Below are 23,212 nucleotides of genomic sequence, written 5' to 3' on the forward strand. Positions count from 1 at the left end.
ACTTCCCTCTACTGAGCCTTGATGAATTCAACGATAGCGGCGCCCGGAATCTCCCCCTTGACGAGCACTTCCTGAGTGCGCACCACGTCCTGCAGGGCCTGCTCCATCTTCGGCGTCTTAGGGTTGCTCAGTTGCCAGAGGCTCTGATTCTCCCTTTTCGTCAGGTCGAAGATGTTCTTCGGTGCGACTTGGAGGAGGTCGATGCGCACACGCCCGTACTGTCCGCCAAGCTGTTCCGACCTGTTCGAGTTGGTAATCTTCGCACCCTTCTTCTTGGTTGTGGAAATGAAGGGCGTCTGCTCCTTGCCGCCCACGTGCCCCGGGATGTCGAACGCCGCGTCCGGGTTGCGCGCCACGAGTCCCCTCTTGCCAGGCTCTGGCCTGCGTTGCAGGTCCCTCGCCGAAATATTCCTGTCCACATAGCGGGGGACAAGAGTGTTGTTGGCGTCCAGCACGTATTCGCCGCCACGGCTATCCATGAAGAGTGTCTGTTCGCCCTGCTTCGATATTTCCCGGTAGCGCTTTTCCTTGCGGAATTCCGCGATGGCCCAGCGGGGGTTCTTCTCCCTTTCGCGCTCCAGGGACAGCACAACGTGATCCGGCTGAGACTCGACCTTGTCCGACACATCCTTGGGATCCCACACCAACTTGGCCTGGGTGCTGTCGGCAGCGGCCTTGTCGTCCTTCCTTCCCTTTCCTGCCTTTACCCCCCTCGACCCCTTCTTCGCCTTAGCCCTTTTCCCTTGCTGCTCGGCGTTCAGGACTTCCTTGGCGACTTCGTCACAGATGGCCTTGGCGTCAGTGAGCCTCCGGATCTGCCTGTTCCCGATCCTCGCTTCAATGCCTCGGCGAATCGCGGTTGCCACCTCGTCATCCGGCCCGATGTCGAACAGGTCGAAGTGTGCGTCGGTGACCCTTTCCTGCGGGTTCAGGGCGGCGACGAGGCTGAAGTCGTCGTCTCCTACGGGTGCCAGGCTTGTCAGGCGGTTCCAGACCCGCATGCCGCGGAGGACCGCGTTGAACACCGGCTCGTAGAGACCTCGCTGAAGGAGACTGACGATCTTCGGGCGAATGCGGGCAACGATCTTGCGCAGCCGCGCCGCCTTCGACTCCTTCGACTTCTCGTCCTTGCGCCGCTGGTCCTGCTGCTGCTTCTTCTGCTCATGCTGCCTGCGCTTGTCGTCGCGCAGACGGTCCTTCTTCTTCTTGAACTGGTCGCGGAGCTTCGCCGCGCTGTTCTTGAGGGACTTGCCAAGCTTGGACTTCTTCAGCTTGTTTCCGAGCGTCTTCGCTGCGTTTCCGACCTTCTTCAGGGCGGACTTGACCGCGCCCTTGGCCTTCGACAGGGCTTTCCTTGCAGGAGACTTGGGCTTCTTCGGCTTGGTCGGCTTGGGGCCCTCGATCTCCTTTTTCTTCTTGGGGGTCGGGGAATCGGGGGTCTTGCCCCCGGCGGGTCCCTGGTCCTTGTCGGGGGTCCGATCCTTCGCCGGCTCCTGCGTACGGTCCTTGCCGGGCCCATCCTGCTTCGCCGGTGCCGCATCCTTCGGCTTCGCCGTCGCCGGATCCGGCTTGGCCGGCCCCTTAGGCGTAGCCGTGTCCTTCGGCTTAACCGGCGCCTTCGGCCCGGGCGAAGGAGCCCCCTTCGGCTTCGGCGCTGCGGCCCCAGGCGCCCCCACCTTCTGATTCGCGTTCCGCAACGCCCCCCGCGCGTTGTTGACCGCATCCCCCGCAGCCTGCTTCGCGCCCTTCCCAGTCCGCTTCAGCCCATCCGTGATCTTCTGCGCCATCCCCTGAAGCCGCTTGCCCACGCCCTTCGTCGCCGAAGACAGCCGAATCATCAGGAAGTTGGCGATGAAGTCGAGCAGGGCCACCACGCCCGCCGCGACCGCCTCCGCGAACAGGCAGGCGGCGGGGCCCGCCTTGACCGCCTTCAGGTACGCCCAGAACTTCGAGAAGGCCGCCAGGATGGAGCTGATGCTCTGCCAGGCCGCCATCAGGCCCTGGACGATCGTCAGGATCGCGCCGGCCGCGGGCATGATCATCGAGACGACCTTCTCGATGACCAGGGAGGCGATCATCATCGGCAGGGACGCGATGATCGCGTCCCAGGCCATCTTGCCGATCTGCTTCAGCGAGACGCAGCCCTTGACGAGGACGTTGATGACGGCCTTGCCGAGGCCGAGGATGCCCTCGACCTTGGTGTCGAACCACTGCTTCACGGCCACCTTGATGGCGCCCCAGAGGTGGTCCGAGATACCGGTCTTGGCCGCGGAACCCGCCTTGGCGATCCAGCCGCCCGGGTCCGGCGCGATGTCCGCGATGAGCGCCGCGAACTTGCCGAGCGCCTCGATCGCGGCCTGGGCGAACTTGATCGCGCCCTCGATCACCGCCTGGAAGGCCTTGATGACGGCCTTGAGCCCGGCTTCCAGGACATCCAGCAACTTGTTCAGGCCCGCCGCGAGCGCGTCGAGCAGCGCGTTGACCGCCTTCTTCAGGCCGTCCGCCAGTTCGTTGACCTTGGCGATCGCCGCGTCCCGCAAGCCTTCGATCGCGTTGCGGAACTTGTCGCGCAGTTCGGGGAAGGCGGCGAGAAGGACGTCACCGATGGCGATCAGGGCGTCGGCGAGCGCGTTGATCGCCGAGATGGCCAGGTCACGGACGAAGTCGATCGCCGCGTTGGCGAACTCCTTGAACTTGTCGATGATCCCGTTGACGGCGGCCCGCGCCGCCTCGAAGACGGCGGTGACCGCTTCGAGCAGGCCCTTGAAGAAGTCGCCCACCGCATCGGCGAGCATCCCGAAGAAACCGCCGGACGGCTTCTCCTCCTCCTTCTTCTTCTCGGCCTCCTTCTCGGCGTTCTCCCGCTCCTTGTCGATCGACTCGTTGTCCTTGCCCTTGCGGTCGTCGACCTCCTTGTCCTTCTCGTCGCGGGCCTTGACGATCTCCTTGTTCTTGGCGGTGTGCTCTTCGTCGGACTGCTTGTCCGCGTCCTCGACGTGCTTGTCCTGCTCGGCCCGCCACTGCTCGCGCTGCACCTGGGTCTCGCGGGCGACCTTGCCGCGTTCGCCGGTCTGCTTCTCGGTGTTCTGCGCGACCTCGCGGTCGATCTCGGCCTGCTTGTCCTGCTTGGCCTGCTGCTCGCCCTGCCGCTGCTCCTGCTCCTTGGCGGCCAGGTCACCCTGCGCCTGCCCGGCGGCGCCCTGGATCTCGCCGCCCTTCTCCTCCGCGGCGACCTTGCCGACGCCGGCCTTCGGCGGCGACATGGCCCGCAGGGCACCGCCCTTGCCGCCCCCGCCTCCGGAGGCCTTTCCGGTGAGCTGTTCCTGGGGCGCGTCGGGGAAGATCTGGTCCTCGCCCATCGGCTTGGCCGCGTCCTCGCGGCCCGTCGACTGGATGTCGGACTGCTTCTCCTTCAGGGCCTTCTGCTGGTCGTCCGTGCGGGTCGGGTCGCTGGCGCCCTCGAGGCGGATCTTCGGCGCGGGACCGACGGTCTTGTTCTCCAGGGCAGGGTCGCGCGTGGGCACGGCGTCGGCCGCGGCCTCCACGTTCTGTGCCTCGGCCTCGCTGAGTCCCTCGGTCGGCACGGCCGGGGGCGGCGGCGGAGGGGCGGTCGGCTTCTCACCCTCGGCCTTGTCGCTGCCCTTGGCCTTCTGCTTGTCGCCCTGGTTCTCCGGGCCGATCTTCTCGACCTTGCCGGAGACCTGCGCCGCGGCCGGAGCCGCCTCGGGCGGTGCCGAACGGGTCTGCGGTGCGCCCGAGGGACGTTCCCGCGTGGGCGGGGCGGCATCCAGGCGCTGCTGCTCCTCGCCGACCTTCTTGTCCGCGGCCTGGTCCACACCGGGCATGGCGGCGGCGGCCTGGTCCGGCGCGAGCTTGCTGACGGTCTGGACGGCGGCCTTCGGGTCCTGCCCGGAGACGTCCGGCGCCTCCTGCTCCTTCTCCTCGGGCGCGGCTTCGCCACCGCCCCCGCAACTGCCCCCGCCACCGTCGTCCTTCTCCGCGGCGGGCTCGGGCGGTGCGCAGCCACCGCCGTCCTTCTCCAGCGACGCCTCGGGCCGGGGCGCAGCGGCCCCCGCCGACTGGCCGGGGCCCCCGGTCTGCTCGGCCGCCGGACTGACCGCGGCCTGTCCGACGGACGGTGCGGCGCCGGGCCCGGCGGCGGTCGTCGGTCCGGGTCCCTTCTCGCTGCCACCGACCGGCCCGCGCGGCGCGGGTGCGGCCGCGGACTCCTGCGGCACCTGCGACTTGGCCTTGGGCGCCTCGCGCTCCGGCTTGGGCGGCGCCGCGGCGCGCCGCGCGGCGGGCGACGGGTTGCGGTCCTCGGCCGGTGTCTTCGGGGTCTGCGCACCGGCGGGCTTGCGTACAGGAGCCGGAGTGACGGCAGCAGCGGTCACCGACGCCGCGGCCGGCTGCGCCCCGTCCGCCGTACGAGACCCCGGCTCGGTGCCGGCCTGCGCCGCCGGGGTTTCCTCCCGTACGTCCGTCGGCTCGTCCGGGTCGCGCTCGTCCTCGGCCGCGTCCGGCTCCTTGGCCTGCTCCTTTTCCTGTTCCTGCGCGGGGTCGGGCTTCTCGGCCTCGGGCTCGGGCCGTTCCTTGTCCTCGGTCGCCGGGTCGGGACCGACCTCCTGGTCGAGCGGTTTCTCGGTCTCCTGCAGGTCCTTGGCGCTGCGGTCCTCCGCCTGAGCGACGGGCCCACCCTCGGGCGGCGGCGCCTCGCCCTCGACGGGACCCTCGTCCTGCCCTGGGGCCTTGGCCTCGGGCCCGGCCGCGTCCTCGTCCTGCTCCTGCTCGTTCTGCTCGCGCTCTCGCTCGATCTTCTCGGCCTTGGTGGGCGGAGGCGTCGGGAAGGACGGCACGGACGGTTCGGAGTCCCCGGGCTTCAGCTGCTCGGCGGTCGGTACGGCGCTGAGGTCGAGGTCGGTGTCCGGCAGATGGTCCTCGGGCTTGATCGAGGGTTCCGGCTCGGCCTCCGCGGCCTTCCCGCCCTTCTCGTCACGGCCCTCGATCTCCCCGTCGGCCCCGGCTTCGAGCCCGAGCGGCTTCTCCTCCTCGCGGACGTCGTCCTCGTGCTCGTCCTTCTCGTGCAGGCCGTGCTCGGACAGCGCGGAGTCGCGCTGCTCGGCCCGCTCGTCCACCTTCTCGGGGCGTACGGGGCCGGGCTGCGCCTTGGCCTTCGGGTCCAGTTCCTCGCGCTTGGACCCGGCGGCGGGCTGGGTCTGCTCGTCGCGCCGCCTGCGCTTGTCGGCGCCCGGCGCGCTTGCCTGCTGCGGGTCGGCCTCTTCGCGTTCGCGCTGCTCCTTGCGCTCCTCCTTGGCCTGCTCGGCGCCCTCCTGATGCCCTTCGGTGCGCCGGTCGGCGGCCTCGTCGACGCGTTCGCGGTCGCCGGCAGCCTGCTCGTCCTCCTGCTGCTGCTCCTCCTGGGCGCGCTGCCGGGAGGCGTTGCGCTCGTCCTCCTGCTCCTTGCGCTGCGCCGCCTCCTGGTCCTCGGTGGCGGCGTCGGACTGCGCCCGGCTGCGCTTCGAACCGGCCTTCTCGTCGCGGTCCTTGGCGTCCTTCTGTTCCTCGCGGGCGTCGGCGGCACGCTTCTCCTTCGTGCCGCCGGCCGTCTCCTGCTTCCTCTTCCACTCGACGCGTTCGACGCCGAGTTCCGCGAAGAGGTCCACCTCGGGCAGCGGCACCTCGGCGGGCTGCAGTTCGAGCGGGCCGGTCGTCCCCGACTCCTCGAAGAGGTCGAGCAGTTGCTCGTACTCCGACGTGAGCAGTCGCCGTTCCAGCCGGTCGACCACCTTGTCCGCCAACTGGTCGGACATCCGCCCCAGTTGGAGCCGCACCCGGCCGGACGCGTCGCTCGGGTCGCCGCGCAGCGAGCGCAGCACATTGTTCGCGAGGCGGTCCACGAGCGTGGCCGGGTCGACGGCCTCGGCTCGCATCCGGTCGGCGTCCAGCGTGGCGTAGCGCAGCCAGCCGGGCGTGGCCTGCCCCTCCTCGACCTCCGGAGCGGCCCCCTCCGCACGTGCCGCCTCCGGACGGACGAGGTCCTGCGCCGCCGACTCCGCCTCCCGCTCGATCGCCTGCTGCGGCAGGCTGACCGCGCCGAGGTCGCGTCCGGCGCGCAGCGTGCCGAGGCCGTGCGGGTTCTGCACGGTGTGCAGGAGCTCGTGGGCGAGCAGGCGGCGGCCCTCGTCCGTGCCCGGCTTGAAGGCGCCCTCACGGAAGAAGACGTCCTGGCCGACGGCGACCGCGTCCGCGCCGAGCAGGTCCGTGAGCTGTCCGGCGTCACGACCCGTGTGCAGCCGTACGCGGCTCAGGTCATGGCCGAGCTGTTCCTCCAACTCCCGCCGCACACCGGGGTCTAGGGGCTGACCGGCGCCGCTGACGATGTCCTTGGGCTCCGGCGTACGGGACTTGGCGGCGCGTTCCTTGCGCTTGCGGCGGCGCTGTTCGGCCGACTGCTCCGAACGGGCGTCCTGTGCCTGGGCGTTGCTCATCGCGACACCTCCCCGTGGCCGCTGAGTCCCTCGTGCACGACGCGGGCCAGCTCCTGGCCGAGGCGGCGGGCGGACAGTCCGGAGGGCAGCGGCGGGAGGCCCGTGAGCGCGTCGACGGCAAGGGCGCCGTCGGCCGCCAGCGGGACGCCGTGCGCGCGGACCAGGCGGCTCAGCTCCTGCTCGAAGGCGGCCGAGACCCGCTCGGGGTCGGCGCGGAAACCGTGCAGGGCGAGTTCGCCGATCTCCACCCGGATCGCGCTCGGTTCCCTGTTGACGTCCCGGTTGACGTCCCTGTTCACACCCACCCGCGGACCTCCGTCGGCGTCAGGGAGCGCTCCAGCTTGAGGTACTCGGTGCGGGCCGCGGCCAGCATGTGCCGCATCTGCAGCCGGTCGCCCTCCTCCGCGGCGAGGAACGCCCCGGACAGCGCGATGTTGCGGATCGAGCCGCCGGCGACGGTGAGCTGCGCGAGAAGGCCCGGGTCGATGTCCTTGACGGGTGCCTGCGACGGCAGCACCCGGCGCCAGATCTCGGCGCGCTCGTGCTCGGCCGGGAAGGGGAAGTCGACGACGAAGCGGATACGGCGCATGAAGGCGGTGTCGAGGGCCTTCTTCATGTTGGTGGTGAGGATGGCGAGGCCGCGGTAGGCCTCCATCCGCATCAGCAGGTAGCTGACCTCCAGGTTGGCGTACCGGTCGTGGCTGTCCTTGACCTCGCTGCGCTTGCCGAACAGGGCGTCGGCCTCGTCGAACAGCAGCAGCGCGCCACCGCGTTCGGCGGCGTCGAAGACCCGGCGGAGGTTCTTCTCGGTCTCGCCGATGTACTTGCTGACGACCTGGGAGAGGTCGACGATGAACAGGTCGAGGCCCAGCTCCTTGGCCATGACCTCGGCGGCCAGCGTCTTGCCGGTGCCGGAGCCGCCCGCGAACATCGCGGTGACGCCGAGGCCGCGGCGCAGGGTGCCCGCGAAGCCCCACTCCTGGTGGACGGTGCCCCGCTGGCGCACGTGCGCGACGATCTCCCGCAGCACGTTCACCTGCCGCTCGTGCAGCACCAGATCGTCCCAGCCGGCCTCCGGCTCGATCCGCCGGCCCAGCTGGTCCATGCCGACGCGGGCCTCCTCCAGCCCGGCGCGCCAGGCGAGTTGGGCGGCGTCCAGCTCGTCCTCGTACGGCAGCCGGCGGCGTACGGTGGCGGCGGCGGAGCGTACGACGTGCGGCGGCAGCTGGAACTGGGCGACCAGGGAGCGCAGTTCACCGTCGTCGAGGTCGGCGACGGGGTGGAAGGCCTCGGCCCACAGCTCGACCTGTTCCTCGTCGTCCATCCGCGGCACGGCCACCCGGGCGCCGTGCGGCCGGTCCGTGCGGAGCGGGTCCTCGCTCGACACGACGACCGGTACGGCGGCCCCGGCCAGGAAGGCCTCCGTCGCCGCCCGCTGGTCGCGGTCCAGCTCGCCGACCTCGACGAGCAGCGCGGCGGGCAGCAGGATCGCCTCGCGCTGCCAGAGCCGGGCGAGCCGGTCGCGTTCGGCGGGATCGGTGGGTACGTCCTCGGCGCCCATGGCGTACAGCCCCAACCCGGACCGCGCGGCCGCGGCGGCGGCGATGTCGGCCCGGCTGCGCAGATCACCGCCGGTCACCTCGACGAGCAGCGGCGCGTCCGGGCTCGCCCCCGTCGTCCAGCCCTCGGCGGCACGGCTCGCGGCCAGGTCGTACGACGGCGGCAGCTCACCCGGCACGGGCGTGCGGCGCAGGCGGCCGTGCAGCCGGGCGTCCAGGTAGGGCGAGCCCAGCAGGAAGTGCAGGATCCGCTCGTCGAGCCGCAGCCGGGAGGTGGTCAGCCTCGACTCGTCGTCCAGCTCGACGATCCGCCAACGGCGCAGCGGCGCGACGGGCGTGAGCGCGCTCCAGTGCGGTTCGGCGAGGGCGGCCAGGGCGAGGGAGAAGGTCGGGTACGCCCGCTGGGGGTCACCGCTGGCCGCGGCGCAGCGGGCTGCCGTGGTGGGGTCCAGTTCGTCGGCGGCGGTGAGGAGGACCAGGTCGCGTTCGAAGGGGGTGAGGCCGAAGCAGCTGACGAGGGCGTCGAGGGGGGCGGTGCCGGGTGCGGCCAGGGGAGCCGGGCTCGCGGAGCCGGTGGCGCCGGGTGTGGCGGATCCGGCGTCGGGCTCGGGGCCGGCGGCCTGTCCGGCGCCTGCCGCGTGGGCGTCGATGCGGGTCAGGACACGTCGGATCTCCACGGTCAGCGTCGCGCTGCCGCCGTGTTCGCCCGCCGTGCCCGAAGTACCCGCCGTGCCCGGCTCGTTCGTCCCCATGTCCTCACCTGCCCCCGTCGTTCCCATGTCCTGTCAGCTCTCCGTGCCGTCGGGCCCGCCGTCCGCGTCGCCGCTACCGGGCGCCCCGCCTCCTGTCTTCGACGGCCCGCCCGGCTGCGCCGCCTTGCGGCCACGTGCCGGGGTTTTCGCGGGCGTCTTGGCGGCGGTCTTACCGGGAGCCTTCGCGGCGGCGCTCTTGGCAGCCGTCTTCACCGGCGCCTTGGCCGGGACCTTCGCCGGTGTCCTGGCGGCGGACTTCGCGGATGTCCCGGACTTGTCGGCGCCATCGGCGACCTCGACGTCACCACCGGACCTGCCGGTCGACTCGACGTCGCCACCGGACCTGCCGGCCGCCTCGACGTCACCACCGGACCTACTGGTTGACGCACCGTCACCGATCACCGGCGGCACCGGCGCCCCCGGCGCTCCGAACGGCAGAACCCGCACCTCAGGCCGCTCCACCGGCTTCCCCGGCACCGGTGTCTCGCGCCCGTCGATGAAGATCAGGGACGCCTGGTAGACCACCGACAGCGAGTACGGCGTCTGGTAGAGCATTCCCCACAGCTTTGACGTCTCGTCGACGTCCATCACGGTCGGCGAGAACCGCACCCGCTGTGCCGCCTCCGCGAGGTCGCTGCCTGCCAGGTACGGTCGCTCACCGGCCTGTTCGATGACGTCCTTCGGCAGGATCGGGATCTCGTGCAGGGTGCGCACGACCGCACCGATCAGCCGCTGCCCGACCAGTTCCGTCTCGTCGCCGTACGCGCTGATCAGGTAGTGCAGGTCCAGCGCGGCGGCCGGCCGCTTGACCAGCGTGCCGTCGGCCGCCCTGGTGGGCAGGTCGTTGTTGCGCATCGCCGTGTTGGGCGTGACCTGGTACAGGAACACGTTGATGGTGGGGTGGTCCGGCGCCTCCGCCGGCGGCTTGCGCGGTTCGACCTTGACGGCCTCGCCGAACTCCGGGCCCACGTTGTTCTCGAGCAACAGGGCGAGGGCCTGGGTGACATGCGCGATGGCGAGTGCGTTGCTCATGGCGTCGGTTCCTCAGTTCCTCGGTCTGTCATGTCACTCCCGTCCCCGCGCCAGGTAGTCGGCCAGGCTCAAGGTCGCCCCGGTACGTCCCGTCGCGGGCGTCCGCTGCCGCCCGCCCCCGCTCGGCGACGGTCCGGCCGTCACCTCCAGCCGCCCGATCTGCACCTGAACCACCTGCTCGGGCGCCTTCCCGGGCCGCCGGGCCGCGGCCTGCCGTACGGCGTCCCGTGCCGCCGCCGTGTCCGCGGCGCTGGGCCGCAGGGGGGTGGACACGGCGGCGGGGGAAGCGGCGTCCCGGCCCGGGGGGATGGGCACGGCCGCCGCGCTCTGGGTGGAGTCCCGCTCCTGGCGCCCGCGGCCCACCGCCCGGTGCGCGGCGTCGGGCGTCGGGCGCGGGCCCGTCGCGACCGGCGCGACGGGGCGCAGCAGGGGCGCCTCGGGCAGGGCCCTCGGGGCGGGCTGCGGTGCCGGGTCGGACGGGGCGCGTTCGGTGCGTACGACCGTCCGCTCCCGCTCGGTGTGCGACCGGGCGGCGTGCGCAGCCGGGCGCGGTGCCTCCACCGGCCGTACGTCCGACGGTGTGGTGGAGGGCCACAACAGGTCGGTCCCGTCGTCCGGTTGCGGTGCCGTGGCCCGTACCGCCTCCACCCGTTCGAACGGGCCGGCCAGCCGGGGACGTACCCGCGACACACCCGGGCGCGGTCCGGCGGCGGCCGGGGCGTGCCGGGCGATCAGCCGGTCGAGGAAGTCGGGAACCGGCGCCCCTTCGGCGTCAGACATCCGCACACAGCTCCAGGTAGTAACGGCGCCGCAGCGGGCTGAGCGCCAGGATCTCCGGCTCGCTCCAGCCGTACGAGGTGGCGAGCAGATGGACGTCGAGCAGCAGGTCCCGGGCCCAGGCGTCCAGTTCGGTCCACAGGTAGGAGGCGATGTCGAGTTCGGCCCGGGTGGCCGCACCGCACTCGGGGCAGCCGACGTTGAGCGTGACGTCGGCCCCCGGGTCGGCGGCCTCGACGGCCTCGGCGATCCGGCGCTGCACCGGGACGGGCAGGTCACCGGCCCCTACGGCCGCCCCGTCGCGCACCGCCGAGACGACGCACCGGGCGAGCAGGGCCGCGCGCGGGTCCGCCGCCCGGGCCGCCGCCGTCAGGTCGGCGACACCGGGCAGCCGGAACGAGACGTCCCAGCCGTCCTGTCGGACCCGCACGACGGCCCCGGCGGACGGATCGGGGCCGGCGGACGAGTCGCCCCCGCCCACCGAACCGCCGTGGCCCACCGAACCGCCGTACTCGTCCGGCGAACCGCCCTGCCCGTCCCGGAACCCGCCGTGCCCGTCCCCCGAAGCGTTCCGCACGCCCAGCGACCGCGCGAACTCCCCGGCGTCCAGGTCGAACTCCATGTCCTCCCCGCACGCCGAGCAGGCCAGCCGCACCTGCATCCGCTCCCCGAACAGGGCGCGGCGCAGGGCGAAGAGGTCGGCCTCCCGCTCCCCCACCGGCAGCACCGGCAGGCTCGCGGCCCCGACGTCCGGGCGGGCCGCTCGGTGCAGCAGCAGGGCGCGCCCCGTCGGTGCCTCGGCGAGGCCCGCCTCCCAGGTGGCCAGCAGCTCGGCCGCCCCCGTGTTCGCCATCTCGTCCCCCCTCGACTACCCGCTGGTCAAGCTGGGTTGAGGAAGGACGGCTCCTCCGGCTCGGGCACCTCGTAGTCCCGCTCCCAGCCCTCGCACTCGAGCTTCAGCGACTGGATGGCCACCGCGTTGGCGTTGGCGTCCAGCTCGCCGAGGACCTGGTACTCGCTCGGCCAGGTCCGGTAGAGCTTGTGCGAGACGGCGACCTGGCCGGCCTCGTTGAGGACCTGGATCACTATGTCCTTGCGGAAGTCGGCGAGGGACACCTCGGAGCCGAGGCCCGCGCCGACCTGCCAGACCTTGTTGGCCCAGCGGTCGAACTCGGGGTCGTGGGTGACCCCGCGCTCCAGGGTGATGCCCTCGAACTCGGAGCGGCCCGGCGACTTGCGCGGGGAGGAGGGGTCGCCGCCGTGGCGGTGCTTGACGACCTCCGTCGTCCGCTTCAGCGGACTGATCTTGCTGATGCCGGCTACCGTCCGACCGTCCCACAGGACCAGGAACTTGAAGTTCTTGTAGGGGTCGAAGCGATGCGCGTTGACCGTGAACTCAGCCATCGGATTCCTTCAGTTCTCCACGATTCCCGGCGCCTAGAGCGCGAACTGCCCGGACGTCTGCTGGATTTTGACGATCACGAACTCCGCCGGCCGGACCGGTGCGATGCCGACGAGCACGTTGACGATGCCGTTCTCGATGTCCTCGGTGGTCGTCGTGTCGCTGTCGCACTTGACGAAGTACGCCTCGCGCGGGGTGCCGCCCTTGAAGGCGCCCTGGCGGAAGAGGGTGTGCAGGTACGAGGAGGCGGCGAGCCGGATCTGCTGCCACAGGTTCTCGTCGTTGGGCTCGAACACCACCCACTGCAGGCCCCGCTGGAGGCTCTCCTCCACATGCAGCGCGAGCCGGCGCACCGGCACGTACTTCCACTCGCTGTCGAGCGCGTCCGAGCCCTCCAGCGTGCGCGCGCCCCAGACCACGGGGCCGGTCACCGGGAAGGTGCGCAGGACGTTGACGCCGAGCGGGTTGAGCAGGCCGGTCTCACGGTCGGTGAGGTTGACCGTGAGCGAGTGCACGCCCGCGAGCCGCGCCTCGGTGCCGGCCGGGGCCTTCCACACGCCGCGCTCGGAGTCGGTGCGGGCGATGACGCCGGCGACCGCGCCGGAGGGCGGGAAGGAGCGCAGCCGGCCCGTGAGCGGGTCGGTGAGCTGCAGGTGTGGGAAGTACAGGCCCGCGTGGTTGCCGCGCACGGCGTCGAAGGCGGCGAGCCCGGCGCGTGCGGTGTCGACGCTGACCCAGGTGCTCGGCGCGTCGACCAGCAGGAAGATCCGCCGCTCGGCGGCCAGTCGCTGGGCGGCCGAGATGACGGTGAGCGCGTCCTCGACCTTCTCGTACGCCGCGAGCTCCGGCAGCGCGAGCAGGTTGACGTCGGCGACGCCGCGCAGCGCCTGGATGCCGGTCTTGTCGGCCTCGGAGCCGATGAGGTCGCGCGGGCCGGGAGCCGCGCCGTCCTCGCCGCCCTCCAGCGGGAAGACCGGCGGGTTCACGGAGGCCTCGAGACCGAGGTCGTTGGCGCACTCGCCGAGGAATCGGACGATGTCCTCGGGGTCGGTGGAGCCGGCGACGACCTGGATACGGCGGCCGAAGGCGGTGACCTCGGCGCCGGCGAAGGCGTGCTTGCCGGGCGCGTCGGGCAGGGCGCGCAGCTTGCGCTCCAGGAGCAGCGCCAACTCGGCGACGCTGCACGGGGCTTCGCCGTCGCAGTCGGGGTCGTAGAGCTTGAACTCGCGCTCCACCTCGCCGATCTTGACGGTCAGGTCGACTTCCAGGTTCGGCAGTTCGTCGCCGAACGGCTTGGAGACGGTGCCGGACGGGTCGGGGCGGCCCTCGCCGACGACCTCGACACGGATGAGCCTGGAGCCCGCGTTGATCACGGTCTGCGCGTAGCGGCCGTGCGAGGAGTCCATGGACAGGCCGGTGAAGCTCTCCCGGGCGTCGCCCTTGGCGTCGTAGACGCGCAGGTTGAACGTCTCGTCGGGGCACGGCGTGTCGTGGTCGACGGCGACACGCAGGCCGTTGCCCCAGAGGCCGGGCTCCTTGGCGTGCACTTCGAGGACCGGGCCCTCGCTGTGGCCCTCGGTGGACTTGAGGGTGACGCAGGCGGCCTTGCCACTGCCGGCCTTGGCGACGCGGACGATGACCGCGACGGTTCCGCCGTTGCCGAAGAACTGGTGGACGGCGTAGCCGACGGCGCTCTGGGCGCTCAGCCCACCGAAGCGGCGCTCGAACTCCGCGAAGCTGGTGACGCGTACCGGCTCGTTGAGCGGACCACGTCGGGTGTGGCCCACAAAGGCGGTCACGGACGTGGTCAGGGTCGAGATGGTGCGGGTACTGCTGGGAAGTTCCTCTACGTAGACGCCGGGATACGTCGGCTTGGCGGCGCTGACCGCGCTCATCGGCATTCCCCCTCCTATCCCTGTCTCGGGTACCGGACAAAGGCACCAAGAGATGGCAGAGGGAGGCATTCCCGACCCGGGGCACGAAAACGCCACTCACACGAGCGACGTTGACACGTGCACCGCAACAGTTTCCCCCGTCATCGCCATGGGCGGTCGGCCGCACGGCTCAAGCAAACGCGCTTGTGACTCCTGATGCTCAAGTGCTCAACACACCTTCACGTGTTCGAAGTTGACCGAGCAAGGCGCCTTCAGGCCACCCCGGGAGGGGGTTTGGTGAAGACCCCCTCGCGGCATCCACACATCTCGCCTGCGCGCCCCGGCCAGGTGGTTCACAGATTCCGCACGCAGGGGGGCGCCACAGAGCGCCGAGCAGGTCCCCGCGACCTCGGAAGGGCCCCCATCCCCACCGTTCGACTGGTCGCACGTCCGTACGCCTCCCCGAGTCGTACACAACGTGCCGTGGCTGGTTTTCCCAGGGTGACGCGAACCCGCCTCCTCAGCCGACTGCCCCTATGGGGCCGGTGAAATCTCGGCGCCATGTCTTGACATACGACTGAAACGATTCGCAGCTTGGCCGATCATTTACATTCATGAAGTCAGTTCATGTATATGAACATTCAGAATGATGACCGCCACTACTGGGGCGGACTGCGCCGCACCCGTGAACTAGCCGCCGTCTGCGAGGGGTTCGGCATCGCCCTGTCGATGCACTCCAACTCGCACCTGGGCATCAGCCTCGCCGCGATGGCCCATGTGGCGGCGGCCATCCGGAACCTCGACCACTCCTGCGACACGCACTACCCGTGGAACTCGGCCGACGACGTGATCGTCCCCGACGTCCTGGAACTGCGGGACGGGGCGGCCGAGGTCCCCCCACCGGACCGGGGCTCGGCGTGGAGCTCGACCACGACGCCCTCGACCGGCTGCACCGGCAGTACGTCGACTCGGGGATGCGCTCACGCGACGACACCGGGTACCAGCGGCGGATCCAACCGGAGTACGAACTCCGGCTGCCGCGCTGGTGACTGACTGATCGTCACCGCGACCGACAGCTCGTCACAAGGTGCGGCCCAGCAGATCCAGCAGGGCCGCCCAGTGCCGCTGAGTCGCCTCGGCGTCGCACATCGCGGTGTCCGCCTGGGTGAAGCCGTGGTGGGCGCCGGGGTAGACCTCGCCGCGGTGGTGGACGCCGGCCGCGGTGAGGGCCTTGTCGAGGCGGTCGATCTGCTCGGCGGGGTTGGTCGAGTCCCGGTCGGCGTGGCCGAAGTAGAGCTCGGCGGTGATGCGGTCGGCGAGCAGGTGAGGGCTGTCCGGAGCGTCCGTCGCGAGGTACGCCCCGTGGAAGCCGGCCGCGGCCGCCACGCGGTCCGGATACGTCCCGGCGGTGCGCAGGGCGAGGCCGGCGCCCATGCAGTAGCCGGTGACGCCCACCGGACCGTCGGCCGTCAGCGGGGAGTCGGCGAGCCAGTCGAGGTAGCTCCCCGCGTCCCGCACGGCCGCCTCGGGGGTGAGGGTCTCGGCGGCCGGGCGCAGGCTCTGGATGATCTCCGGGCGCTCGGCCGGGTTGATGAAGTCGGGCAACTCCACGACGGGCGCCGGGCCGTGGCGGTAGAAGACGTTGGGGACCAGGACGGTGTACCCGGCCGAGGCGAGCCGGTCCGCCATCCGCTTCAGGTGCGGGCGCAGGCCGAAGGCGTCCATGTACATCAGCACCGCCGGGTGCGCGGCGCCGCCCTCGGGGTGGGCGAGGTAGGCGTCGGCGGTGCCGTCCGGGGTGGGGACGGTGACGAGTGTTCCCTGCATGTCGGCCTCAGTTCTCGGAGGTCGTGGCGTCGACCAGTTCCCTGACGCGGTCCGCGGAGACCGGGACACCCGGCGTCTCGAAGAACCAGCGCTGCGCCTCTTCCTGGCTCAGCCCCTCGGGCCGCGGTGCCATGTACGGCTGGACGTAGACCGGCGTACCGGGCTGGCTCCGCCGGCTGTCGGCGAGCGTGCCGATGTCCACGGCGTCGTAGCCGAGGGTGTCCAGCAGTCGGACCACCTCGTCCTTGGCCCCGGGGTCGTCGCCCGCGATGGGCAGTGCGCCGCGGTCGGGGGCGCCGGAGGGGCGGGCGGAGGTCGCGAGGCGCCGGAAGTCGATGTTGTTGAACGCCTTCACCACGCGGGAGTCGGCCAAGTGCCGTTGGACCAGGGCGCTGGAGGTCAGCTCGCCCGAGTCCAGTTCGGCGAGGCGGCCGTCGCGGTCCGGGTAGTAGTTCATCGTGTCGATCACGGTCTTGCCCGCGAGGGCGGCGACCGGGAGGCGGTCGTGGGCCTTCAGCGGGACGGTCGCCACGACCAGGTCGCCCGCCTGCGCGGCTCCCTCGGGGGTGGCCGCCCGTGCGTGGTCGCCGAGTTCGGCGACGAGGTCGGCGAGCGTCTCGGGGCCGCGCGAGTTGCTCAGGACGACGTCCAGTCCGGCGGCGACGGCGAGGCGGGCCACCGCGCCGCCGATCATGCCGCTGCCGATGAGTCCGAGGGTCTTGGTCACGGTGTACGTGCCTCCGTCACTGCGCTGGTGAAGTCGGGTTTCGTGTAGTCGAGCTCTGTGAAGCTGAGATTCGTATGTGAAACTGAGTGTCACGCTAGTGACCGAGTATCGGAACTGCAAGTCGGGTCGGGTGACGGGATAGGGTCGCGGGGTGAGCGCAGCAGCACGTACCAGCACCAGAGACATCGCCCGGGCGGCCGTACGGGCCCAACTGGCCGAGGTGGCACTGGAGTTGTTCCAGCGCGAGGGCTTCGAGAAGGTCACCCTCGATGACCTGGCCACTGCCGCCGGCGTGTCCCGCAGTACGTTCCTGCGCTATTTCGGCACCAAGGAGGAGGCCGTCCTCGCCGCCTTCGACGCCCATGGCGACCAGGCCGCCGACGCACTGCGCGCCCGGCCCGCCGACGAGGACGACTGGACGGCGCTGCGGCACGCCCTGGACACGGTCGTCGCGCGCTACCGCGAGGATCCGGCCCGCGCCCTCGCGACGACCCGCCTCGTCAGGGACACCCCCGCGCTGTGCGCACGGCAGCTGGAGAAGCAGCACGGCTGGCGCCCCGCCCTGGCCCGGGCGCTCGCGGAGCGTGCCGGGTCCTCAGCCGGTTCCCCGGCGGCGGCGACGCTCGGGCAGACGGTGCGCGCCGCCGCGGCCCTGGACTGTCTGAACGTCGCGGTCGAGCACTGGAGCGCCTCCGACGGCCGACTCGACCTGGTCGAGCTGCTGGACGAGGCGTTCGCCGCGCTCGCGCCCCGCTAGCGCGGCGGTCCGTGCGCGGCCGCGACATCGTCGCCGTCGGCAGCGACGCCGAGATGCGCGCCCTGGCCGGTCCCGGCACGCGGATCGTCGAGCTCGGCGGCCGGACCGTGCTGCCCGGCATCAACGACTCGCATCTGCACGGGGCCGCGTACGGCCTGGCCAAGCCGCCCTTCGCCCTGGACGTCGGCCATCCGACGGTGGGATCGATCGCCGACGCCGCCGCTGCCGTGGAGCGGGCGGTACGCGCGTCCCGTCCCGGTGAGTGGATCGTCGGGCTCGGCTGGGACGCCGGATACCTCGCCGAGTGTCGGGCGGATCCGCGGCGCTTCCCGCACCGCCGGGACCTGGACGCCGTGGCGCCCGAGAACCCGGTCTGTCTGACCGACTTCTCCCAGCACATGGTGTGGGTCAACAGCGCGGCCCTGCGCCTCTGCGGCATCGACGCGGACAGCACGCCCCCGCCCGGCGGTGTCATCGACGTCGACGCCGTCGGGGAACCCACCGGCATCCTGCGGGAGGCGGCCGCAAAACTCGTCCAGGCCGCGCTCCCCTCCCCCACCGTCGCCCAGCGCCGCGAGGCCGTCCGGGCGGTGGTGCGGGAACTGCACTCACGCGGCATCACCAGCTACACCGAGCCGGGCCTCGGCCCGGGCGGCGCGGAGACCCTCTTCGGCGGCCTCGGCACCGACAACTGGACCGCGTACGCCGAACTCGTCGAGGACGGTGAACTCGACGCGCGGGTCAGTGTGTTGCTGCTGCCCGCGCCGAGGGGCGGCTCCGCGGACGACGTACGCAAGGTGCTGGCCGAACTGCGCCGGCCGGAGTCGGCGGGCCCGCGTCTACTGGCGGCGATCGGCGTGAAGATCTTCGGCGACGGGGTGCCGCCGAACCGTACGGCCTGGATGAGCGAGCCGTACGCCAGCGGCGGCCACGGCGCGTTGTGCGTGCACGGCACCACCCCGGCGCTCCAGGTCGCCGAGTTGCGCGAGATGATCCGGCTGGCGCACGAGGCCGGCTTCCAGCTGGGCGTGCGCGTCACCGGGGACCGGGCCATCGACACGGTCGTGGACGCCTTCGTCGCCGCGAACACGGCCGCGCCCCGCCCGGACGCCCGGCACTACGTCATCCACGGCGACTTCATCGGCGCCGACAGCCTCGCCAAGCTGGCCGCACACGGCTACGGGGTCAACATGAACCCCGCCATCAAGTGGACCATCTCCGACCTGATGGACGAGGTCATCGGCACCGAACGCTCCGCCTACCAGTGGCCCGTGCGTACCGCCGTCGAGGCCGGTGTCGCGGTCTGCGCCGGCTCCGACGCGCCGATCACCGCGCCCGACTGGCGGCAGGGCGTGGCCGCGATGATGCTGCGCGAGTCGAAGGCGAGCGGACGGCAGAGCGGCCCCGAGCAGTGCGTGGACCTGGCCGAGGCACTGCGGGCGTACACGATCAACCCGGCCCGGCAGGACTTCGCCGAGGAGTGGAAGGGTTCCGTCGAGGTCGGCAAGGTCGCGGACCTGTGTGTCCTGGACCGTCCGCTGCTGGACCTGGACCCGCACTCGATCACGGACACCGAGGTGATGATGACGGTGTTCGACGGGCGGATCGTGTACGAGCGCTGAGGGCTCCGTCTGCGCTGAGGGTTCCGCCTGCGCTGAAGGCGCCGTCTGGGCTGAAGGCTTCGCGTTGAAGCATGGCCGTGCACAGGTGACGCCGCTACCGTGATCGACCGGCTTCCGCGCGGGAGAAGGAGTGACGGTGGGCGCAGTCGGGTCGAAGACCGTGTTGGTCACCGGTGGCAGCGGGTTCGTCGGCAGCCATCTGGTCAAGCGGCTTCTGGAGCGAGGGTACGAGGTCCACAGCACCGTACGGAGCACCGCAGACCCGGCGAAGGTGCGCCCGCTGCGGGAGATGCAGGAGGCGCACCCCGGCCGACTCTCCCTGTTCGAGGCGGACTTGCTCAAGGAGGGCTCCTTCGACGAGGCGATGAGCGGCTGCCGGGTCGTGTTCCATGTGGCCTCGCCGTTCCGCATGCCGGAGAAGATCAAGGACGGCCGCCGGGACATGGTCGACCCGGCCCTGCTCGGCACCCGCAACGTGCTGGCGGCCGTCGAGCGGACGCCCACGGTCGACAGGCTCGTCCTCACCTCCACCGTGGGCGCGATCTTCGGCGACTACGCGGACGTCCTGGCCATGGACGACGCCGTACTGTCGGAGCGGTACTTCAACACCACCAGCACGGTGGAGAACAACCCCTACCACTACGCCAAGACGGTCGCGGAGCGCGCGGCCTGGGACGCCGAGGCCGCCCAGGGCCGCTGGCGGCTGGTGACGGTCAACCCCGGCCTGATCCTCGGCCCTTCCCTCACCCCCGCCTCGGAGTCCGGCAGTCTGTTCCTGCTGGAGGAGCTGTTCAAGGGCTACTTCTTCTACGGTGCCCCGGACTTCAGCTTCACCACGGTGGACGTCCGCGAGGTGGCCGAGGCGCACATCGCCGCCGCGGAGAACCCGGACGCGAAGGGCCGTTACATCCTCGCCGCCCCGACCATGACGTCCTTCCACGAGATGGCCCGCATCCTCCGGACCCGCCACCCCCGCGACCTCCGCCTACCGCGTTCCGCACTCCCGCACTGGCCGGTGCGCGTCCTGGGCCCGGCCTTCGGACTCACCCAGGACTACATCCGGGGGCACCTCGGCATCCGCTTCCGGGTGGACAACAGCCGGAGCGTGAGCGAACTCGGCATCAGCTACCGCCCGATCGAGCAGACGGTCCTCGATCATTACGCGGCGTGGCGGAGCCAACGCGCCGCGAAGTGAATTCGGCCGCCGGTCCGCCCCGAGCGTCGAAGGTCACAAAAACGTATCGGACATTTCACACGTCAACCTTCACGTGAGTCACACAAGTTGGCTAGGTTACGCCTAGGCAGCACGACGACCTCCGGCGAACCCCGTCGGGACGTGCGGCCTCCGCCGAGTCCGGTAGGTCCCCAGGGGCCGCTGGAGCCGGGGACCCAACCGAAACTTGGGGTGAATCGGCCCAACTACCCTTCGGGGCAAGGGCCGTAGGGCACACCTTCCGGAAACGACCGCCCGAACCCGTCAGCTAACTCGGTAGGCGGATCACGGAAGGAGTACGTCGCCCATGGCGCCGGAACGCACCGCGCGTCCGGGGGCTTTGAGCCTCCCCGGCATGCGCAATTCCGCACTCGCGTCGGCGGCTCTCACCTCTGTGGCCCTGCTCGCCCAGACGGCCAACGCCGCCCCCTCCGCAGGAGACGAGGCCCCGAGCCGCGAGGAGGTCAGTCGACGGGTCAGCTCCCTGTACGACCAGGCCGAGTCCGACACCGGCACCTTCAACGCCACGCGCGCCGCGGCGACAGGACCGCGCAAGCGCGCCGACCGGCCCACGGACGCCGGACGCAGGCCCGTCGGCGAGGCCGGCAGTGGCCGGAGCGAGGAGAGCAGGCGCAGCGACCCCGCACTCGACAATGTCGCCCGGCAGTGGTTCGACGTCGCCCGCTCGAAGCTTGGCCCGACCGTCCCGGCCGCGTTGCCGAGGGACAGAATGCCGGACCGTCCCACCGGGACACGGCCCGCCCGCTCGGCGGAGCGCGCGCTGGAGGGCCTCACCGAACTGGGACGGGAGCCGTCCGGCCGCGCAGCCCTGGAGCTGCCCGCCGCACCCGTCGCCGAGCTCCCGGCAGCCGGGGCCACTGGAACGGCTCCCATGGCGGAGCTGACCGCGGGCCCGATCGCCGCCCTGCCTCCCGCCCCCGAGGCACCGCCTGCCCTGCCCGCCCCGACGGCCGACCCTCAGCGGTCCCCCCTCCGGACGACCAAGGAGCAGAACCAGCGCAAGCTCGACCGCGCCCGCGAGTTGCTGTCCGCGTACACGGTGCGGCAGAGCATGGAACTCACGCCCCTCGAGGCCCCGTTGGGCCAGGCCCCGGCCGCCGACACCTGGAGCGCCACACCGGCCCCGGTCCAGCCCTCGGCCGAGACACAGTGGCAGGCACTGCAGGACCTCGGCGCATCCGACCTGACCCCGGTCCCGGCGGGCACAACAGCCTGGTCCGGCACGGCAGTTCAGCCCGCCTACGCCCCTTCCGCGGCCGCCACCGACCAGAGCACCGCCGCGAGTCAGGTCCTGGACACCGGCCAGACCTACACCACTGGCCAGGCCCTCGGCACCGGCCAGCCCTACACCACCGGCCAGTCCCTCGACACCGGCCAGACCTACGCCACCAGTCAGCCCTTCGACACGAGCACCGCCCTCACCACCGTCACAGCCACCACCGCCACCACCGCCCCCCAGGACACCCGAGCCATGCGGGCACTGGACTTCGCCCGCGCCCAGATCGGCAAGCCCTGCGTGTGGGGGACGACAGGCCCGGACGCGTACGACGGCGGGGGCCTCGCCCAGGCCGCCTGGAGGGCCGCCGGCATCACACTCCCCCGCACCCCGCAGGAACAGGCGACCGCGGGCCGGGGCATCGCCCTCACCTATGCCGAGCCCGGCGACCTGGTCCTCTTCCACGTCGGCCACGTCGGCATCTACTCCGGAAACGGCATGATGATCCACGCCCCCGGTCCGGGACGGGTCATACGCGAGGAGCCGATCGACCACGCCGGCGAGTCGGCGATCCACAGCGTGATACGCCCGGCCTGACCGGTCGGAGCGCACCCTTCCCGAAGCGTCGGTCGTCCGCCGCCCCGCCTCCGAGAGGCGGGGCGGCTTCGCGTTTCCCCGCCGGTGAAGCGGACCTCGACGCCGATCGCCACGCCCACCGCGACGCCCCCTCCACCTCGGCTTTGTCGATACGTCCTGACAAGCCCATTGACACCCGCCTCCGGGCGACCGCATAGTACGTGCCACTAGAGCGCGCTAGTAACGCGCTCCAGCCGTATCCGACGGGCGGTGACCCGTGACCCTCCCCCCACCTGAAAACCCGCCCTGATCAGCACAGCGAGGTGCATGGGACATGCGCAGACACCACCGAGCCGCCGCTCTGACCGCCACCGCCGTGGCCGGCGTCCTGTTCGCCGCGGGCTGCTCCAGCAGCTCCGGCGGCAAGGACTCCGAGGAAGGCGCCGCGGACGCCTCGGCGGGCAAGGCCACCACGCCCCGGATGACCGTGGCCATGATCACTCACGCCGCCCCCGGCGACACCTTCTGGGACCTGATCCGCAAGGGCGCCGAGGCCGCCGCCGCCAAGGACAACATCAAGCTCGTCTACTCCAGCGACCCCAGCGCCGGCAACCAGGCCAACCTGGTGCAGAACGCCATCGACCAGAAAGTCGACGGCATCGCGCTGACCGCGGCCAAGCCCAGCGCCATGAAGGCCGTCGTCGCCAAGGCCACCGCCGCCGGCATCCCGGTCGTCGGCTTCAACTCCGGCCTGGACGACTGGAAAGACCTCGGCATGCTCCAGTACTTCGGGCAGGACGAGAACATCGCCGGCCAGGCCTTCGGCGAGCGGCTGGGCGAGAGCGGCGCCAAGCACGCCCTGTGCGTCATCCAGGAACAGGGCCACGTCGCCCTCGAGGCCCGCTGCGCCGGTCTGAAGAAGGGCTTCAAGGGCACCACCGACACCCTCTACGTCAACGGCACCGACATGCCGTCCGTGAAGTCGACGATCACCGCCAAGCTCCAGCAGGACTCCTCCATCGACCAGGTGGTCACCCTCGGCGCACCCTTCGCCCTGACCGCCGTGCAGTCGGTGTCCGACGCCGGAAGCAAGGCCAAGATCGCCACCTTCGACCTCAACAAGGAGCTCGTCACCGCCGTCCAGGACGGCAAGGTCGAGTTCGCCGTCGACCAGCAGCCCTACCTCCAGGGCTACCTCTCCGTCGACTCGCTGTGGCTGTACAAGACCAACGGCAACTTCAGCGGCGGCGGCACCGCGCCGGTGCTGACCGGACCCGCGTTCATCACCAAGGACAACGTCGACGCTGTCGCCGAGTTCGCCGCCAAGGGAACGCGGTAACCCCCAGAACGGGCGGGGCCGGCCGTGACC

The 23,212-nt window shown here is 71.4% G+C and carries 15 protein-coding genes, 1 pseudogene and 1 riboswitch; of the genes and pseudogenes, 6 read left to right on the forward strand and 10 right to left on the reverse strand.

Features of this window, described 5'->3' with window-relative positions:
- Positions 1-8: 8 nt before the first annotated feature.
- From ABD932_RS39730 to ABD932_RS39765, 8 genes are read right to left on the reverse strand one after another with little or no spacing between them, the layout of a single operon-like run.
- The gene (locus ABD932_RS39730; protein ID WP_345020817.1) at positions 9-6,488 is read right to left on the reverse strand and encodes an eCIS core domain-containing protein; all 6,480 of its coding nucleotides are present in this window, start codon (positions 6,486-6,488) and stop codon (positions 9-11) included.
- Positions 6,485-6,793, reverse strand: coding sequence for a hypothetical protein (locus tag ABD932_RS39735; protein ID WP_345020819.1), 309 nt, complete (start codon positions 6,791-6,793; stop codon positions 6,485-6,487). The genes ABD932_RS39730 and ABD932_RS39735 overlap by 4 nt, the downstream gene beginning before the upstream one ends.
- On the reverse strand, positions 6,784-8,799 hold the full coding sequence (locus ABD932_RS39740; RefSeq protein WP_345020821.1) for an ATP-binding protein: 2,016 nt from the start codon (positions 8,797-8,799) through the stop codon (positions 6,784-6,786). The genes ABD932_RS39735 and ABD932_RS39740 overlap by 10 nt, the downstream gene beginning before the upstream one ends.
- Positions 8,800-8,832: 33 nt before the next feature.
- On the reverse strand, positions 8,833-9,831 hold the full coding sequence (locus ABD932_RS39745) for a Pvc16 family protein (RefSeq protein ID WP_345020822.1): 999 nt from the start codon (positions 9,829-9,831) through the stop codon (positions 8,833-8,835).
- A 33-nt stretch (positions 9,832-9,864) separates the two neighbouring features.
- On the reverse strand, positions 9,865-10,611 hold the full coding sequence (locus ABD932_RS39750; protein ID WP_345020824.1) for a hypothetical protein: 747 nt from the start codon (positions 10,609-10,611) through the stop codon (positions 9,865-9,867).
- Positions 10,604-11,461: a hypothetical protein gene (locus tag ABD932_RS39755; RefSeq protein ID WP_345020827.1), complete on the reverse strand. Its 858-nt coding sequence runs from the start codon at positions 11,459-11,461 to the stop codon at positions 10,604-10,606. Before ABD932_RS39755 ends, ABD932_RS39750 begins: the two co-directional genes overlap by 8 nt.
- 26 nt (positions 11,462-11,487) lie before the next feature.
- On the reverse strand, positions 11,488-12,012 hold the full coding sequence (locus tag ABD932_RS39760; protein ID WP_004003113.1) for a phage tail protein: 525 nt from the start codon (positions 12,010-12,012) through the stop codon (positions 11,488-11,490).
- Positions 12,013-12,045: 33 nt separating this feature from the next.
- Entirely contained in the window at positions 12,046-13,911 is a 1,866-nt protein-coding gene (locus ABD932_RS39765) for a phage tail sheath subtilisin-like domain-containing protein (protein WP_345020829.1), read from the reverse strand.
- Between the two features lie 624 nt (positions 13,912-14,535).
- Between ABD932_RS39765 and ABD932_RS39770 the strand changes: the two are divergent.
- A pseudogene (locus ABD932_RS39770) lies at positions 14,536-14,933 on the forward strand (enolase C-terminal domain-like protein); the annotation flags it as partial.
- Between the two features lie 31 nt (positions 14,934-14,964).
- Here ABD932_RS39770 and ABD932_RS39775 read toward each other — a convergent pair.
- Positions 14,965-15,711 carry a dienelactone hydrolase family protein gene (locus ABD932_RS39775; RefSeq protein WP_345020831.1) on the reverse strand — a complete coding sequence of 249 codons (747 nt, stop codon included), beginning with the start codon at positions 15,709-15,711 and terminating at the stop codon, positions 14,965-14,967.
- 7 nt (positions 15,712-15,718) lie between these two features.
- The gene (locus ABD932_RS39780; RefSeq protein ID WP_345020832.1) at positions 15,719-16,624 is read right to left on the reverse strand and encodes an NAD(P)-binding domain-containing protein; all 906 of its coding nucleotides are present in this window, start codon (positions 16,622-16,624) and stop codon (positions 15,719-15,721) included.
- On the opposite strand from ABD932_RS39780, the gene ABD932_RS39785 reads away from it, so the two are divergent.
- The 5 genes from ABD932_RS39785 (at position 16,590) to ABD932_RS39805 (ending at position 23,182) form a co-directional block, all read left to right on the forward strand.
- Complete coding sequence (locus tag ABD932_RS39785) at positions 16,590-17,195, forward strand: TetR/AcrR family transcriptional regulator (RefSeq protein WP_345020834.1); 606 nt, start codon at positions 16,590-16,592, stop codon at positions 17,193-17,195. The two genes, ABD932_RS39780 and ABD932_RS39785, sit on opposite strands and share 35 nt — an antisense overlap.
- A 53-nt stretch (positions 17,196-17,248) precedes the next feature.
- Entirely contained in the window at positions 17,249-18,817 is a 1,569-nt protein-coding gene (locus ABD932_RS39790; RefSeq protein ID WP_345020953.1) for an amidohydrolase, read from the forward strand.
- A 136-nt stretch (positions 18,818-18,953) separates the two neighbouring features.
- Complete coding sequence (locus ABD932_RS39795; protein ID WP_345020836.1) at positions 18,954-20,012, forward strand: NAD-dependent epimerase/dehydratase family protein; 1,059 nt, start codon at positions 18,954-18,956, stop codon at positions 20,010-20,012.
- A 141-nt stretch (positions 20,013-20,153) separates the two neighbouring features.
- A riboswitch (cyclic di-AMP (ydaO/yuaA leader) is annotated at positions 20,154-20,329 on the forward strand.
- Between the two features lie 56 nt (positions 20,330-20,385).
- Positions 20,386-21,864 (forward strand): C40 family peptidase, encoded by a 1,479-nt coding sequence (locus tag ABD932_RS39800; RefSeq protein ID WP_345020838.1) that lies wholly within the window; start codon positions 20,386-20,388, stop codon positions 21,862-21,864.
- 313 nt (positions 21,865-22,177) lie between these two features.
- Positions 22,178-23,182 (forward strand): sugar ABC transporter substrate-binding protein, encoded by a 1,005-nt coding sequence (locus ABD932_RS39805; RefSeq protein WP_345020840.1) that lies wholly within the window; start codon positions 22,178-22,180, stop codon positions 23,180-23,182.
- The last annotated feature ends 30 nt before the right edge of the window (positions 23,183-23,212 follow it).

It is taken from the genome of Streptomyces shaanxiensis, assembly GCF_039537145.1.
GTDB classification, from domain to species: Bacteria; Actinomycetota; Actinomycetes; order Streptomycetales; family Streptomycetaceae; genus Streptomyces; species Streptomyces shaanxiensis.